Genomic DNA, 13,910 nt, shown 5'->3' with positions numbered 1-13,910 from the left:
GTCATCCGCACAACACAACGGAGTGAACATGTTGGAAAGTACTGACGCCAAGCCCGCGGCACGGCTTGCCGGAAAATTGGGACCCACCGCTATTGTCTTTATGGTTGTCGCCGCAGCGGCACCGCTGACCGTCATCGGTGGCAATATGCCTTTAGGGATGGGCTTGGGCAACGGAGCCGGGGCACCGGTCGGATTCCTCATTGCTGCGCTTGTTCTCTTGCTTTTTAGCGTAGGTTTCGTTGCTATGACGCCTCACGTCCGAGAAGCTGGCGCATTCTATTCATACGTGACCGAAGGACTTGGGCGTCGGGCAGGCCTGGGCATCGCGTTTGTGGCGCTGGTTTCCTACACCGCCATTCAGGCCGGGATTTATGGATACATTGGGTGGGCGGTTGACGATACTGTTCGTTTTTACGGCGGGCCGGAGATTCCTTGGCCTCTGTATTCGCTTTTGACGCTATTGATAGTTGCAGCGCTGGGGTATCGGCACATTGATTTGAGCGCGAAAGTCTTAGGTGTCGCGCTAGTACTTGAAATCGGCGTTGTGTTGATTCTGAACCTGTCCATCCTTGCAAACCCTGGCCCGGAAGGCCTGTCACTTGCTTCATTCGAGCCGTCCACTTTTACCTCTGGTTCGCTGGGTGTGGCAGTGTTGTTTGCGCTGACAGGGTTCATTGGTTTTGAAGCCGCAGCAATATTCCGTGATGAAGCGAGGGACCCAAGTCGGACGATTCCACGTGCCACCTATATTGCTGTGTTCCTGATTGGTGCGTTCTATGCGTTCACTTGCTGGATGTTTGTCGTGGCCATCGGTCCAGCGCAGGTTGGTGATGTAGCGAGACAAACACTTGATGGAGAAGCAAACATGCTCCTTGATACGACTGCTGCGTACCTTGGGACCATGGGGCGAGATATCGTCAATATCTTGTTGCTGACAAGTCTATTTGCATGTGTTCTGTCTTTCCATAACGTCATCACCCGTTACCAATTGGCTCTATCTAGAAAAGGGCATTTGCCGGCATGGCTGGACTCGATCCATCCACACCACAAATCTCCGGCGCGCTCTTCGATCGTTCAGACTGGCACGGCCTTGATTCTTCTTGCGGTATTCGCCATTTTTAACGTTGATCCACTGGTTGGTGTGTTTGGATCCATGGCTGGAGTCGCAACGGTTGGAATGGTCATTCTCTTATGGACCACAACATTGGCAGTCATTGTCTTCTTCCGGCGTGGACCTGGAAAACAGGGCGGGAACACAGCGAAAACGCTTATCGTGCCAATACTGGCATTGGCAGGATTGAGCATGAGCCTAGTATTGGTGCTGGCAAATTTCACGCTCGTCACCGGTAGCAGCCTGACTCTGAGCATCCTGTTAGGTACCATCCCATTCCTTGTATTCGTCCTGGGGATGCTCCGTTCGAGGCATGTTCAACGCCGAGATAAGAAGGGCGTGGAGATGACAACGAGAAGCTGAGTCGCATGGCGGAATAGCTTGAAATGGGGAACACGCCAGCGTGCTGGTCATCGGATCAACAGGGATGACCACCACGCTGGCTGCCTTATTGCCAAGGAGGTCGTCTGATACATGCGTTTGGTTCCTCGAATTCGTTGGAAACCTGAATGAGAGACCTCTCATAGCCCGCTAGGGTTTCACCACCACTGTGGAAGAATAGATTAATGCGTTTCGCGCACTCGTTCGCGCGAAATTCCCCAAATTTTCAATGGACTGTAAAGGACATTTTCTGTGGTTATGATTCCCCTGCCGCTCAACGGTGTTGGAGTAACCCCTGCTAAGGCAGGGGAGCGCGGTGCTACCGGTACCGCCGCCCCCATCGAGGCGGGAGACCCGACCATCATCCATGGTGAGGCTGGTGGCGCACTCGTGCGCCGTTCGGTACTCCCCGGTGGTGTTCGTGTACTGACCGAGGCCATGCCCGGTCAGCGTTCGGCAACCATTGGCTTCTGGGTGGGTGTGGGTTCACGTGATGAGCAGGATGGCCAGCACGGCTCCACCCACTTCCTTGAACACCTATTGTTCAAGGGCACCAAGCGCCGCACCGCCATGGAAATCGCCTCCGCCTTTGACGAGGTAGGCGGCGAATCCAACGCGGCAACCGCCAAGGAAAGCACCTGCTACTTCGCTCGCGTGCTGGACACCGATCTGCCGATGGCCATTGACGTCATTGCGGACATGATCACCTCTGCAGTGATTGATCCAAATGAGCTCGAGCAAGAACGCGACGTGATCCTCGAAGAGATCGCCATGGATGCGGATGATCCGGGGGACGTTGCGCACGAGCGCTTTGTTGAAGCTGTTCTTGGCGAGCACGCACTGGGCCGTCCGATCGGTGGCACCCCGGAAGCAATTACCGGCATTAGCCGTGAATCGGTTTGGGAGCACTACCAGCGTTTCTACACCCCGGATGAAATTGTCATCACCGCAGCAGGCTCCCTTGACCATGACGTGGTCTGCGAGCTGGTCCTGAAGGCACTCACCGAGGCCGGTTGGGAACTGAAGGAAGGCGCAAGCCCGGTTGAGCGTCGCTCCACTGTTCCTGTAGAGATCACCGGCTCGGAGCGCATTGAGGTTATTCGCCGCCCCGTAGAGCAGGTCAACATCATCATGGGCTGCCCCGGCATCGTGGCCACCGATGAGCGCCGCCATGTAATGAGCGTGCTGAACGCCATCCTGGGTGGCGGCATGTCCTCACGCCTCTTCCAGGAGATTCGCGAGAAGCGCGGACTTGTCTACTCCACCTACTCGTTCTCCGCAGCCTACTCGGATGCCGGTTACTTTGGCATGTACGCAGGGTGTGCACCTGCCAAGACCGAACGGGTCATCAAGCTGCTTGCCTCCGAGCTTGAGAAGCTTGCCGAGCACGGCATCACCGATGAAGAGCTGTGCAAAGCAGTTGGTCAGCTTTCCGGCGGAATGGTGCTTGCGCTTGAAGATCCGGGATCACGCATGTCGCGTCTGGGCCGTGCCGAGCTGGTCACCGGTGTCTTCCACGACATCGATGAGTCGCTCGAGCGCGTCAAGGCTGTCACCGCCGATCAGGTCAAGGAGCTTGCAGCTCTGCTGGTTTCGCGTCCGCGCACGATCACCGTGGTGGGTCCGTTTGATTCGGCCGCAGAGTTTGGCATGTAAATCCCCAAAATAGTTCGTCTTCAAAAGGCCGCTAACTTTCCCCACTAGGGGAGCGCTAGCGGCCTTTTGCGTCATAATCGAGACGTTTTTAACCGTTAATCGCGAAAATGACTCCGTTCATCCTTTCGGCGACTTTCGGATCTTGTGCGTGGGCTCACATGGGGCCGGATCGTCGCATAGTATGTTTATCTTGTGACGTCGATCACCGTCGCAGTTTATTCGCACCGCACGAGAAGATTTGGGAACCATAACTATGGATAATCTCGCAACACTCTTCGGGGACATCAGTAGCGTCATCTGGGGACCATTCATCCTGATTCCGTTGCTGCTTGGCACCGGCCTCTACCTGACCATCCGTCTTGGTGGCATTCAGTTCATCAAGCTTGGCGTCTCACTGCGCCTAGGTATCCTCAAGCGTAAGGACGCCGGCTCCGAAGGCGACATTTCCCAGTTCCAGGCACTGACCACGGCCCTCGCGGCAACTGTCGGTACCGGTAACATCGTCGGCGTGGCAACGGCCATCGGCATCGGTGGACCGGGCGCACTGTTCTGGATGTGGGTTACCGGCCTGGTAGGTATGGCAGCCAAGTACTCCGAGGCATTCTTGGGTGTGCGCTACCGCGGTACCGATACCGCCGGTGAAAAGTCAGGTGGTCCGCAGTACTACCTGGAACGCGGCATCAAGGGCCCACTGGGCAAGTTCCTTGCTCTCTTCTTCGCGGTTGCTGCAACCATCGCCTGCTTCGGTATCGGCAACATGACCCAGGGCAACTCGATTGCAGCCAACCTGGAAAACTCCTTCAGCGTTCCGACCTGGACCACCGGTCTGGTTCTCACCGTGCTGTCGATGATTGTTCTGGTTGGTGGCATCAAGTCAATCGGTAAGGTCACCGCAGCTTTCGTTCCGGTCATGATCATCTTCTACGTCGGTGCAGCTCTCTACATCCTGCTCGCCAACATCGGTCAGGTTCCTGCAGCCTTCGGTCAGATCTTCTCCGAAGCCTTCACCGGCACCTCGGCAGTTGGCGGTTTCGCCGGCTCGGCCATTATCATCGCCGTTCAGTTCGGTGTTGCTCGCGGTATCTTCTCCAACGAATCGGGCATGGGCTCGGCAGCTATCGCAGCCGCCGCAGCACAGACCTCCCACCCGGTACGCCAGGGCTTGGTCTCCATGACCCAGACCTTCATTGACACCATCATCGTGGTTTCCTTCACCGGCCTGGTCATCATCACCACCGGCGCTTGGAACTACATTGACCCGGACACCGGTGAGCAGATCAAGGCTTCGCTGATGACCGGCCACGCCTTCACCTTCGGCCTGCCGGGTGAATGGGGACACTGGATCGTGACCATTGGTTTGGTTATGTTCGCCTTCTCCACCATCCTGGGCTGGTGCTACTACGGTGAGCGCAACATTGAGCGTCTGATTGGACGCAAGGCAGTTATGCCGTTCCGTGTTGTCTTCGCCTTGGTTGTATACGTAGGCTGCACCACCGAACTGACCGCTGTATGGAACTTCTCGGACATGATGAACGGCCTGATGGCATTGCCGAACCTTGTGGGTCTGTTGATCCTCTCGGGTCTGATCGTTCGCGAAACCCGCTGGTACCTGAAGCATGACCCGAAGCTCGAAGCCACCAAGGACGAGATTGAGGCATTCATGAAGGATCAGGACGGTTGGGAAGAGTGGAAGGCCGGCGACGTTCGCGGCACCAGCCACATGTCCCGCAAGTCGCGCCTTGCCATGGAAAAAGAAACAGATCGCGTCTAAGTATTAGAAACGTTTGTTGGATTGCCACTACCCGTTGGTGGCACCCAACAAAACGAGTATGACCGTTCCAAATCAGAAGCGGCTTGGATTCCAAAGAATCAACTTTTGGAATCCAAGCCGCTTTTGCGATTTCATCGCGACCCATGACCGGGCAACAACTCGAATTATGGACAAAGTTGGCTGTTCTGATTATAGAAGTCCCTGTCAGGCTATGGTTTATCTTCTTTGCGGTGATCTGTCAGCATGTCTCAACAAGGGCTTCTTGAAATCAAAATATGTTGAATAGGTGAGGTAGCGTACTTGTGTGAGCCAACGACATCAGATTGCAGTTATTAATTATGGAGCGGATACGCTGACGAGGAATGCTGTAACGGCAATTGAAGGATTTGTGAGGGGCTTGCATTCGCCCGGAAATGGTCGGATTCTTCTGGAAATTTCAGAAACGCTACTGCCTGAATCTTCCGAACAGCTACTCGAATCGTTTCGGACAATGAATTCAACGGCTGATCGTCCGTTCATGACAATTGTTGATGGTCATGGTGGTTATAACGAAGACGGTGAATGGCGGATTGCTCGGACTCCTAGCGGACTTGGGAGAACATATCTGAGTGAGATTGCAGACAGCGTTAAGTTTAAAACTGACGTGCTGATAGTTGCAGCTTGCGACTCTTATCTTGGGCTCGAAGACTGGCGAAAAATTGTGGGGACAGACTGCGACATCGTTCTATCTAAAATGCCTGTGAGCACTTCTGATTTCGTTCGCCTTTTTAGCAATTTTCTACTTGCTGCAGTAGGACAAACTGGTAAGAAGAGAATCACGGCAGCTCGAAGGAAGCAGATTTGGAACAACGCTTTTGCTGCTTTCGAGACACAAGAAACCGGTCAGCGCAACAAGCATGGCTTTATGCAGCACGAACTCTTTCTCGTTGACTATGAAATATCTGAGTCATCCTAGAGGGTGTTTTAGAAAGGGCCGCTAGTATTCAGCTGACCGAATTTTAAGTGCCAAAAAGCATCGTTGGAAAGCACGCAAATCATCCTCAGCCTACGGACCGTGATTGGCAAAGAAGACTTCTCGGCATCCCCGTTCTATTGTCTTGGCAGGACCCGACTTCCTATCCGCCAGCGAACGGCGGAAGGATATCGAGTTCATCGGTTGCTGCAAGAATGTGTTCGTGGTCCTGCACGCTAGTTCCGTTGATCAGGAAGCTGCAGCGGCTAAGAACCGTTGCCAAAGAAGTAGCACGACGCACCAGCACACCGCTTGAAACTGGTTCCGCAGCCGGTTCACGAGCAGAGAGTGCTTCAAGGACCTGTCCTAGTGTCACAGGCCCCTGGGTGCCGGCAAGGTCGGCAAGATCGAACTGTTCTTCTTTGGTGCCTGCGGCAGCTGCCGCCGCCGCAAAGTAGCGAATGCGCATTATCCTCCGATGGCGCTCATGGAGCGATCCGATTGTACAAAGTCTTTGGAGCCCAGCCCCACATGATCCATCCCGTGTGCCCGAGGCTTACCCCACATGGCTGCACGCCAGCGTTCTGCAATCGCCGCATCATCGCTACCATCGCGCAGCAACGCCGAAAGATCCGTCTCCTCACGCGAGAAGAGACAACTCATGACCTTACCTTCCGCGGTGATACGGGTGCGTAGGCAATCGGCACAGAAAGGTTCGGAGACCGAAGCAATAATGCCAACGGTTCCAAGAATCTTCTCTGGTTCCCCAAGGTTCGAAACGAGGAAACGTTCGGCCGGTGCACCAGCGCGTGGACGGGTGTCTGGACTCAGGACGAAACGCTGTCCAAGATATTCACGCAGCTGGGCCGCGGTGACCATATTGTCCTTGCGCCACGTGTGGTCGGCATCCAGGGGCATCTGTTCAATGAAACGTAATTCAAGCCCACGTTCCAGAGCCCAGGCCAAGAGCTCGGGTGCTTGCTCATCATTGATCCCACGCATCAGTACAGCGTTGATTTTCACCGGGGTCAGCTTGGCGGCCAAGGCAGCATCAATACCGGCGAAAACAGAATCAATCTGGTTCCTACGAGTCAGTGTTGCGTAGGTATCCGAATGCAAGGTATCCAAGGAAACGTTGATGCGGCTCAAACCGGCATCGGCGAGCGCTTGGGCTTTTTTCGCCAGTCCCACACCGTTGGTGGTCAAGGAGATGGGTAGTTCGGGGAATTCGTTGCGAACCGAAGCGATGATTTGGGCCAGGTCCACGCGTACCAGCGGTTCTCCGCCGGTGAGGCGTAGTTCGCGGATGCCTAAGTCTCGAACACCGATGCGAACAATTCTGGTGATTTCTTCCAGAGTGAGCAATCGATCCTTGGGGAGCCACGCGAGGCCGTCTGCTGGCATGCAATAGGTGCAGCGAAGGTTGCATTTGTCGATCAGCGAGATGCGTAGATCTGTTGCTTGCCGCCCGAACTTGTCGCTGAGTCCTGGTGCGTCTTTGGGCGCTGGTTGCAAGATCGTGGGCATGGGGAGGCTGACGGTCGTTGTGACTGGGGGTGTTGTGTTCGTCGCCATATATTGAGCGTAGACCAGTCTGCTGGGCTTTGGGTGGTGCTATGCGGCCGGACGAATTACCGGCCGTATTTTGGGTTTTGTGTTTGCGGTAGAAAATTTAGTGGATATTCGCAGATGCAATGCTTTATGGTCATGTAATGACGGTTTTGCGTATTTCTGAGGCTGCGGCATTGATTGGTGTCAGTGACGACACCGTACGGCGTCTGGTTGCCGATGGGCAGCTTTCGGCAGTGGATCCGGGGCATGGTCCGTTACGGATTGATGGTGCCGAACTTGCCTTGTGGCTGCGTGAGCGGGCCAAGGCTCCACAACCGGAGGGAAGCGTTGCTAGCTCCGCGCGGAATAAGTTCGTGGGGTTGGTAACCGAGGTTCGTAGTGATCCGGTGATGTCTCAGGTTGAGATGCAGGCCGGTCCTTTTCGGGTGGTCTCTCTCATGAGTACCGAGGCCGTCGAGGAGCTGGGACTCAAACCTGGGGTGCTGGCTACCGCTGTTATCAAATCAACAAACGTTGTTATCGAGACGAGGCAATCATGAGCAAGGTTCGATTTCGTGTAGTAACAGGCACTATGGGTTTGATTGTAGGGCTTGCCTTGGCAGGATGTTCCGTGGGGGTGGAGTCTCCGGTCGGCGGCTCATCCGAGCCAGTAGAGACTAGTTTTGATTTCTTTGCCGCGGCGTCCCTAACGGATGTGGCTCCGGAACTTGTGCAGGCTTATAACGCCACCCATGATCCCGACTTTCAGGTCTCTTTGAACTTTGGGGCTTCATCGAAATTGGTGGCTCAAATCAATGGTGGGGAGAAGCCCGCACTTTTGGTGACCGCCGATACGCAATCGATCAAGGCCTTGGAGCGTCCCGAAGAGTACGAGACTCCACAAGATATTGCCGTTAACCATCTAGTCTTGGCGGTCACCACAGAGTCGGAAATCAAGGATATTGCTGGTATCCCCGGTGACAAGACGGTTGCACTGTGTGCTCCCGCGGTTCCCTGTGGGCGAGCAGCTGCAACGTATCTTGCGGCTCATCCAGACTTCACCGGGGTATTTACCGAAGAAGTTGATGTGCGTTCGGTACTCACAAAGATCACCAGTCACCAGGCCGACACCGGTTTTGTCTATGCAACCGATGTGGCAAGCACTAACGGGAAAGTTCAAGGTTTTGCGCTAGAAGGCGTAGAACCTAATACGTATCCCTTATTGGTGAACAAGGACGCCAGCGGCGCGGCTAGTGACTTCGCGCAGTGGCTGCACACAGAAGATGCGAAAGCCATCTTGAAGAAGGCTGGTTTCGATACTCCGTGAGTGATCGAAGGCATTACTCGCCCCGGCTGCGCACCGCCACCACACCTAGTTGGTTGTGGTTCCCGGGGCTTTTAGCGTTGTTCATTCTGGGTGGTCCGCTGATCGCCCTGATGATTGCCATGCCCTGGAGTGAGCTAGGTAGTGTCTTTTCACAACCAGAAATCTTTACCTCCCTGTGGTTATCACTAGGCACGGCCGGAATCTCGACCCTGATCTGCTTAGTCCTCGGGTTACCCCTTGCTGTACTGCTCTCACGGATCAATGGACCGTTATTGCAGATCATGCGGGCCATCCTGGTGATCCCGTTGGTGCTCTCGCCGGTGGTCTCCGGCCTCGCGCTGATTTACTTCTGGGGACGCCGTGGGATGATTGGCAGCCTGCTAGAGAACGTGGGCATGGGCATTGGCTTTACCCCCAGCGCCGTGGTGCTCGTACAGGTCTTCGTCTCACTGCCATTCTTTGTTGTGGCGGCGCTGAGCAGTATTGAATCGGTGAGCGCAGATCTTGAACTCTCGGCAGCCAACGCCGGAGCGAACTCCGGACAAATCCTGCGCCACATCACCCTTCCCTTGGCAGCACCGGGAATCATTGTTGGAACTCTGTTGGCTTTCGCGCGAGCTTTGGGGGAGTACGGGGCAACCATCACCTTTGCCGGCTCCGTTGAGGGACGAACCCGCACCATGCCACTACAGATCGAACTGGCACTGAACTCCAACGACCCACAAGCAGCACTAGGCATAGCACTCATGCTCATTGCCATCTACTTACTGGTCTTGATCGCAGCCGGCGGAGGAGTTAACCGGATCTTCCACAAATGATCCTGCAACTGGCAGCCGAACAAGCCTAGGATAGGTGCCATGACCTCACCATTTCGCCGCAGCGTCACCGAGCACCAAGAAATCATCAAAGAACTAGTTGATCAGGCACTCGGACAGCCACGAAGCGAAAAAGTAGAACTACGCAACGCCCGCGGGCGACAACTCGCTGCAGCGGTGAAAGCCCCACGCTCACTGCCACCCTGGGATAACTCCCAAATGGACGGGTACGCGGTAAACACCGAAGATCTAGATGACGACCCACTGATGGTCGCTGATGCCATCGCGGCCGGTGAAGAACCCCCAAATCTAAAATTAGGGTACGCGGCACCCATCATGACAGGTGCCCCCATCCCGTGTGGAGCCAACGCCGTCATTCCCATCGAATCGGCAACACCAGATGCTTTCCCCACAGCAACCCAAATAGCAGCAGGCATCACCGTGCAGCTGCCCTTTGGTGGCATCCCGGGTTCCTTCATCCGGTACAAGGGAAGTGACATCGCCGAGGGTGAGACGGTCTTAGCCGCAGGAGCCCGCTTAGGACCCACAAGCCTCGGTATCCTCGCCGGACTAGGAATCAACGAGGTCACTGTCACCCAGCGGCCCTCCGTACTGTTGCTCTCCACTGGGGACGAACTAGTGGCACCCGGGCAAGAGCTGAAACCCGGACAAATACACGACGCCAACACCACGCTACTTTCCAGCGCACTGCAAGCAGCCGGATGCACGGTCACTAACGTCGGGGTACTCGATGACTCCCCGGAACAGTTCACGACATCCCTGATCGAAGCGCTCTCCACCGGCTGGCTACGCTACGACCTGGTCATCAGCAGCGGAGGAATCTCCAAGGGAGCCTTCGACGTCGTCAAAGAAGTCCTCACCACCTACGGCATCAGCTTTGGATCTGTTGCCATGCAACCAGGCGGCCCCCAAGGAAGCGGAACCCTCGCCCTGCCCGGCTGCGACCCTGTTGCCTTCGTTGCTTTCCCCGGCAACCCGGTTAGCGCCTATGTCAGCTACGAAATCTTCCTGCGCCCGGCGCTCGCCGAACACGTCGGCTTGGCGCCCCGAGTGCTGGTTGAAGCTGTCCTATCCGAGCCGATGGAATCTATGCCCGGTAAACTACAGGTGCGCCGCGGAACCTATAAGGATGGGACTTTCACCCCGCTGGGTGGTGCCTCATCCCACCTGCTTGCGGCCCTAGCGGCCAGCAATTCAGTGATCCTCATTGATGAGCAAGCCACAAGCCTCACCGCAGGCCAAATTGTTCAAACACTAGTGATCGGAGATGGCTCATGAGCCAGGAAAATACCCCCGGTGCACTCTCACACGTGCGTCAAGACGGCAGCGCCCACATGGTGGATGTCAGCGCCAAAATTGAAACCAACCGCGAGGCAACGGCAGAAGCAACACTTCACAGCACCGCCGAGGTCCTTTCGCTGATCTCCACCGCGGGAATGCCCAAGGGAGATGCCCTGGCGGTAGCCCGCATTGCCGGAATCATGGGAGCCAAGAAAACCTCGGACTTGATCCCGCTCTGCCATCCGCTGCCTATTTCCAAGGTCGTCATTGACTTTGAATTAGACCCCACAGGATCGGTGCGTATCCTGGCAACGGTCAAAACCCGTGGCGTGACGGGTGTTGAAATGGAGGCACTGACCGCGGTGAGCACTGCTGCCCTTGCCTTATATGACATGATCAAGGCCGTTGATAAGCATGCAAGCATCGGTGGCATGCGGGTCTTGGCCAAGTCCGGAGGAAAATCCGGGTCTTGGAATATTGCCCCACAACAACTTGAAAAGCCCCAAGGAGAAATTCGCGCATGAGCGCCTGTGAACCACTCGGAGCCCCTCGCAAGGCGGCCATCCTCATCTCGTCCACCCGCGCTGCCCTAGGTATCTATGAAGATCTAAGCGCACCGGTGATCGGGGACTGGCTCCAAGAACACAACTTTGATGTCATAGACCCCATCATCGTTCCGGACGGGCCCAGCGTCGGTGCGGCCCTACAGGGTCTGCTACTTGCCGGACCACGAGTCATCATTACCAGTGGCGGCACCGGACTGAACCCGGATGATACAACCCCGGAAGAAACCGAACCACTGCTGAACCGCACCATCCCGGGCATCATGGAAGCCCTGCGGGCCGCCGGACGGGTGAGCACTCCCTTGGCCGCGCTGAGCCGCGGACATGCCGGGGTCGCTGGAGAAACCTTCATTGTGAACCTTCCGGGCTCACCTTCCGGTGTGATGGATGGACTCAACGTTCTTGACCCGTTGATCGAGCACATCTGCGATCAAATTGAAGGCCGCCATGGCCACTAGTCCAAGCACCACCCCCGGTGAGATAGTTTTTGCCGCGGTGAGCGAAACACCCATCGATGCGAATACCGCCTGGGATGCGGTTGAATCGGATCACACCGGTGCCGTGGTGACCTTTGGCGGAATCGTGCGCAACCACGACGGCGGCCGCGAAGTGCTCAAACTCAGCTACAGCGCACACCCCAGTGCCAATGAACGTATCGGCGAACTCGTCGCCGAGGTAGCAAGCCGCCATCCCGGAACCCGACTCTGGGCCGCCCACCGGGTGGGAGACCTAGCGATCGGGGACGCGGCACTGATTGCCGCAGCCGCTGCCGCACACCGTGGCCAAGCCTTTGATGCCTGCCGGGATCTCGTGGAAACCGTGAAGGCTCACGTACCCGTGTGGAAAGAACAATTCTTCGCCGATGGTGAGGTCGAATGGGTGGGTAGCGCCTAGAACGCTAAATCCTACGGATCAACAGAGAGCACGTAAACATCGTCACGAACCAGAGAAGTTACGTACTTGCTTGGACACACCCGCGCGATGCGACTTAGCAGCATGAGCGTTGGATTCTGCCGAATCATGGGCGTAGGGCAGTGCGCGGTAGCACTTGAGGCCTGAAGGAATGGGTGCTGTATTTGTTGACTTCGGCAACACCGAAGCCTACAAATGTCCTACACCTACTGAATGCATGCGACTAGCGTTCCTGCTGGTAAACATCCGGAATGCCATCGGAGTCCGCATCGATGGCCTCCTCGGCGCTCAATGTCCGGTACCTGCGGTTTCGGCTGCCCAACAGGATGGCTGCTAGAACTGCCGCTATTACGGAGGCTGCAAGGATGGCCACCTTCGCGTGGTCATTTGCGGCGCTTCCCAAGCCAAAGCTGAGCTCACCCACCAGCAGCGAGACGGTGAAACCAATGCCCGCCAGCAGGCTGACACCCAACAGATCCACCCACTTCAGCGTCGGATCCAAAGTTGCCTTGGTGAACCTTGCGGTCAGCCAGGTTGCGGCAAGAATCCCGACCGGCTTGCCAAGGACTAAGGCCAGGATAATGCCAATGGCCACCGGGTCGCTCAGGGCAGCAACTAAGCCCTGGAATCCGCCGACCGCCACGCCGGCGGAGAAGAAGGCAAAGACCGGCACCGCGAATCCGGCCGAGAGCGGGCGGAAACGGTGTTCGAAGAGCTCGGCGAGACCCGGTCCCTGAGGTGTTGCCCCACCCTTGGTGCCGTGCAGAACCGGGATGGTGAAGGCCAGTGCCACACCGGCGACCGTCGCATGAATACCTGAGGCATGCAGCAATGCCCAGGTAGCGAAGCCCAGTGGCAGCAAGATGAGCCAGGCCGCCGCTGGTTTAAGACTAAAGAAGGCCCGGTACCGCTGAGCAAGGAATGCATAGAGGGCAAAGGGGATAGCGGTGAGTAATAGGGCGGTCGTGTTGATCTCGCTGGTGTAGAAGATCGCGATGATGGTGATCGCCATCAGATCGTCGACAACTGCAAGGGTCAGCAGGAAGATTCGCAGTGCCGTGGGCAGGTGCGAGCCGATCACTGCCAGCACCGCCACGGCGAAGGCGATGTCAGTTGCCGTGGGAATGGCCCAGCCGGAGATGGTCTGCGGATTTGACCAGTTGATGGTGGCATAAATCAGTGCTGGGACAAGGACTCCACCCACGGCAGCTGCAACAGGAACGATTGCCTTGCTGAACTGGCGGAGATCTCCTGCAACAATTTCACGTTTGAGTTCGAGGCCCACGAGGAAGAAGAAGATCGCCAGCAGGCCGTCGGCTGCCCAAGCGCCAAGGCTCAGTTCCAACTGCCATGGCTCGTAGCCGATCTTGAAATCGCGTAGGGCGAAGTAGCTTTCGGAAGCCGGTGAGTTGGCCCAGATCAGCGCAACCACGGCGCTGATGACCAGCAGGGCTCCGCCGATGGTTTCTTTGCGGAGGATTTCACCAATGCGCAGTGCTTCGGCATGGCTACCGAGGCCAAGCAGGGGACGTTTGGTTGGTGGAGAACTGCCCATGAGGTGGGCTCCTT

General features: G+C 56.4%; 14 protein-coding genes. 11 read left to right on the top strand and 3 right to left on the bottom strand.

Translation table 11 applies throughout. The features are described 5' to 3' along the window. Positions 1–28: 28 nt before the first annotated feature. The 4 genes from CQ018_RS10390 (at position 29) to CQ018_RS10375 (ending at position 5,874) form a co-directional block, all read left to right on the top strand. The gene (locus CQ018_RS10390) at positions 29–1,474 is read left to right on the top strand and encodes an APC family permease (RefSeq protein ID WP_105549939.1); all 1,446 of its coding nucleotides are present in this window, start codon (positions 29–31) and stop codon (positions 1,472–1,474) included. A 270-nt stretch (positions 1,475–1,744) separates the two neighbouring features. Then, positions 1,745–3,148: a pitrilysin family protein gene (locus CQ018_RS10385; protein ID WP_258142556.1), complete on the top strand. Its 1,404-nt coding sequence runs from the start codon at positions 1,745–1,747 to the stop codon at positions 3,146–3,148. A 253-nt stretch (positions 3,149–3,401) separates the two neighbouring features. Continuing rightward, positions 3,402–4,919: a sodium:alanine symporter family protein gene (locus tag CQ018_RS10380; protein WP_105549938.1), complete on the top strand. Its 1,518-nt coding sequence runs from the start codon at positions 3,402–3,404 to the stop codon at positions 4,917–4,919. Positions 4,920–5,223: 304 nt separating this feature from the next. Next, complete coding sequence (locus tag CQ018_RS10375) at positions 5,224–5,874, top strand: hypothetical protein (protein ID WP_146111871.1); 651 nt, start codon at positions 5,224–5,226, stop codon at positions 5,872–5,874. Positions 5,875–6,034: 160 nt separating this feature from the next. Here CQ018_RS10375 and CQ018_RS10370 read toward each other — a convergent pair whose 3' ends face one another. Then, the gene (locus CQ018_RS10370) at positions 6,035–6,340 is read right to left on the bottom strand and encodes a MoaD/ThiS family protein (protein WP_105549936.1); all 306 of its coding nucleotides are present in this window, start codon (positions 6,338–6,340) and stop codon (positions 6,035–6,037) included. Continuing rightward, positions 6,340–7,398: a GTP 3',8-cyclase MoaA gene (moaA, locus tag CQ018_RS10365; RefSeq protein ID WP_105549935.1), complete on the bottom strand. Its 1,059-nt coding sequence runs from the start codon at positions 7,396–7,398 to the stop codon at positions 6,340–6,342. Before moaA ends, CQ018_RS10370 begins: the two co-directional genes overlap by 1 nt. A 185-nt stretch (positions 7,399–7,583) precedes the next feature. Between moaA and CQ018_RS10360 the strand changes: the two genes are divergently transcribed. The 7 genes from CQ018_RS10360 to CQ018_RS10330 are packed head-to-tail and all read left to right on the top strand — an operon-like array spanning position 7,584 to position 12,323. Further along, positions 7,584–7,982 carry a molybdopterin-binding protein gene (locus tag CQ018_RS10360; protein ID WP_105549934.1) on the top strand — a complete coding sequence of 133 codons (399 nt, stop codon included), beginning with the start codon at positions 7,584–7,586 and terminating at the stop codon, positions 7,980–7,982. A 32-nt stretch (positions 7,983–8,014) separates the two neighbouring features. Further along, positions 8,015–8,749 carry a molybdate ABC transporter substrate-binding protein gene (gene modA, locus CQ018_RS10355; RefSeq protein WP_181149838.1) on the top strand — a complete coding sequence of 245 codons (735 nt, stop codon included), beginning with the start codon at positions 8,015–8,017 and terminating at the stop codon, positions 8,747–8,749. Further along, on the top strand, positions 8,746–9,567 hold the full coding sequence (locus CQ018_RS10350; RefSeq protein ID WP_258142554.1) for an ABC transporter permease: 822 nt from the start codon (positions 8,746–8,748) through the stop codon (positions 9,565–9,567). The genes modA and CQ018_RS10350 overlap by 4 nt, the downstream gene beginning before the upstream one ends. Positions 9,568–9,606: 39 nt before the next feature. Continuing rightward, complete coding sequence (glp, locus tag CQ018_RS10345; RefSeq protein ID WP_105549932.1) at positions 9,607–10,863, top strand: gephyrin-like molybdotransferase Glp; 1,257 nt, start codon at positions 9,607–9,609, stop codon at positions 10,861–10,863. Continuing rightward, complete coding sequence (gene moaC / locus CQ018_RS10340; protein ID WP_105549931.1) at positions 10,860–11,390, top strand: cyclic pyranopterin monophosphate synthase MoaC; 531 nt, start codon at positions 10,860–10,862, stop codon at positions 11,388–11,390. Before glp ends, moaC begins: the two co-directional genes overlap by 4 nt. Beyond that, a complete protein-coding gene (locus CQ018_RS10335; RefSeq protein WP_105549930.1) occupies positions 11,387–11,887 on the top strand; it encodes a molybdenum cofactor biosynthesis protein B in 501 nt (166 codons plus the stop codon). Before moaC ends, CQ018_RS10335 begins: the two co-directional genes overlap by 4 nt. Continuing rightward, positions 11,877–12,323, top strand: a complete 447-nt coding sequence (locus CQ018_RS10330) for a molybdenum cofactor biosynthesis protein MoaE (protein WP_105549929.1) — start codon at positions 11,877–11,879, stop codon at positions 12,321–12,323. Before CQ018_RS10335 ends, CQ018_RS10330 begins: the two co-directional genes overlap by 11 nt. A gap of 241 nt (positions 12,324–12,564) precedes the next feature. On the opposite strand, the gene nhaA is transcribed toward CQ018_RS10330, so the two are convergent. Then, positions 12,565–13,896 (bottom strand): Na+/H+ antiporter NhaA, encoded by a 1,332-nt coding sequence (gene nhaA, locus CQ018_RS10325; protein WP_105549928.1) that lies wholly within the window; start codon positions 13,894–13,896, stop codon positions 12,565–12,567. Positions 13,897–13,910: the final 14 nt, after the last annotated feature.

It is taken from the genome of Arthrobacter sp. MYb227 (assembly GCF_002975435.1).
In the GTDB taxonomy this organism is placed as follows: Bacteria; Actinomycetota; Actinomycetes; order Actinomycetales; family Micrococcaceae; genus Paeniglutamicibacter.
The sequence above is the reverse complement of the archived record's forward strand: the minus strand, read 5'-3'. Positions and strand labels throughout refer to the sequence as shown.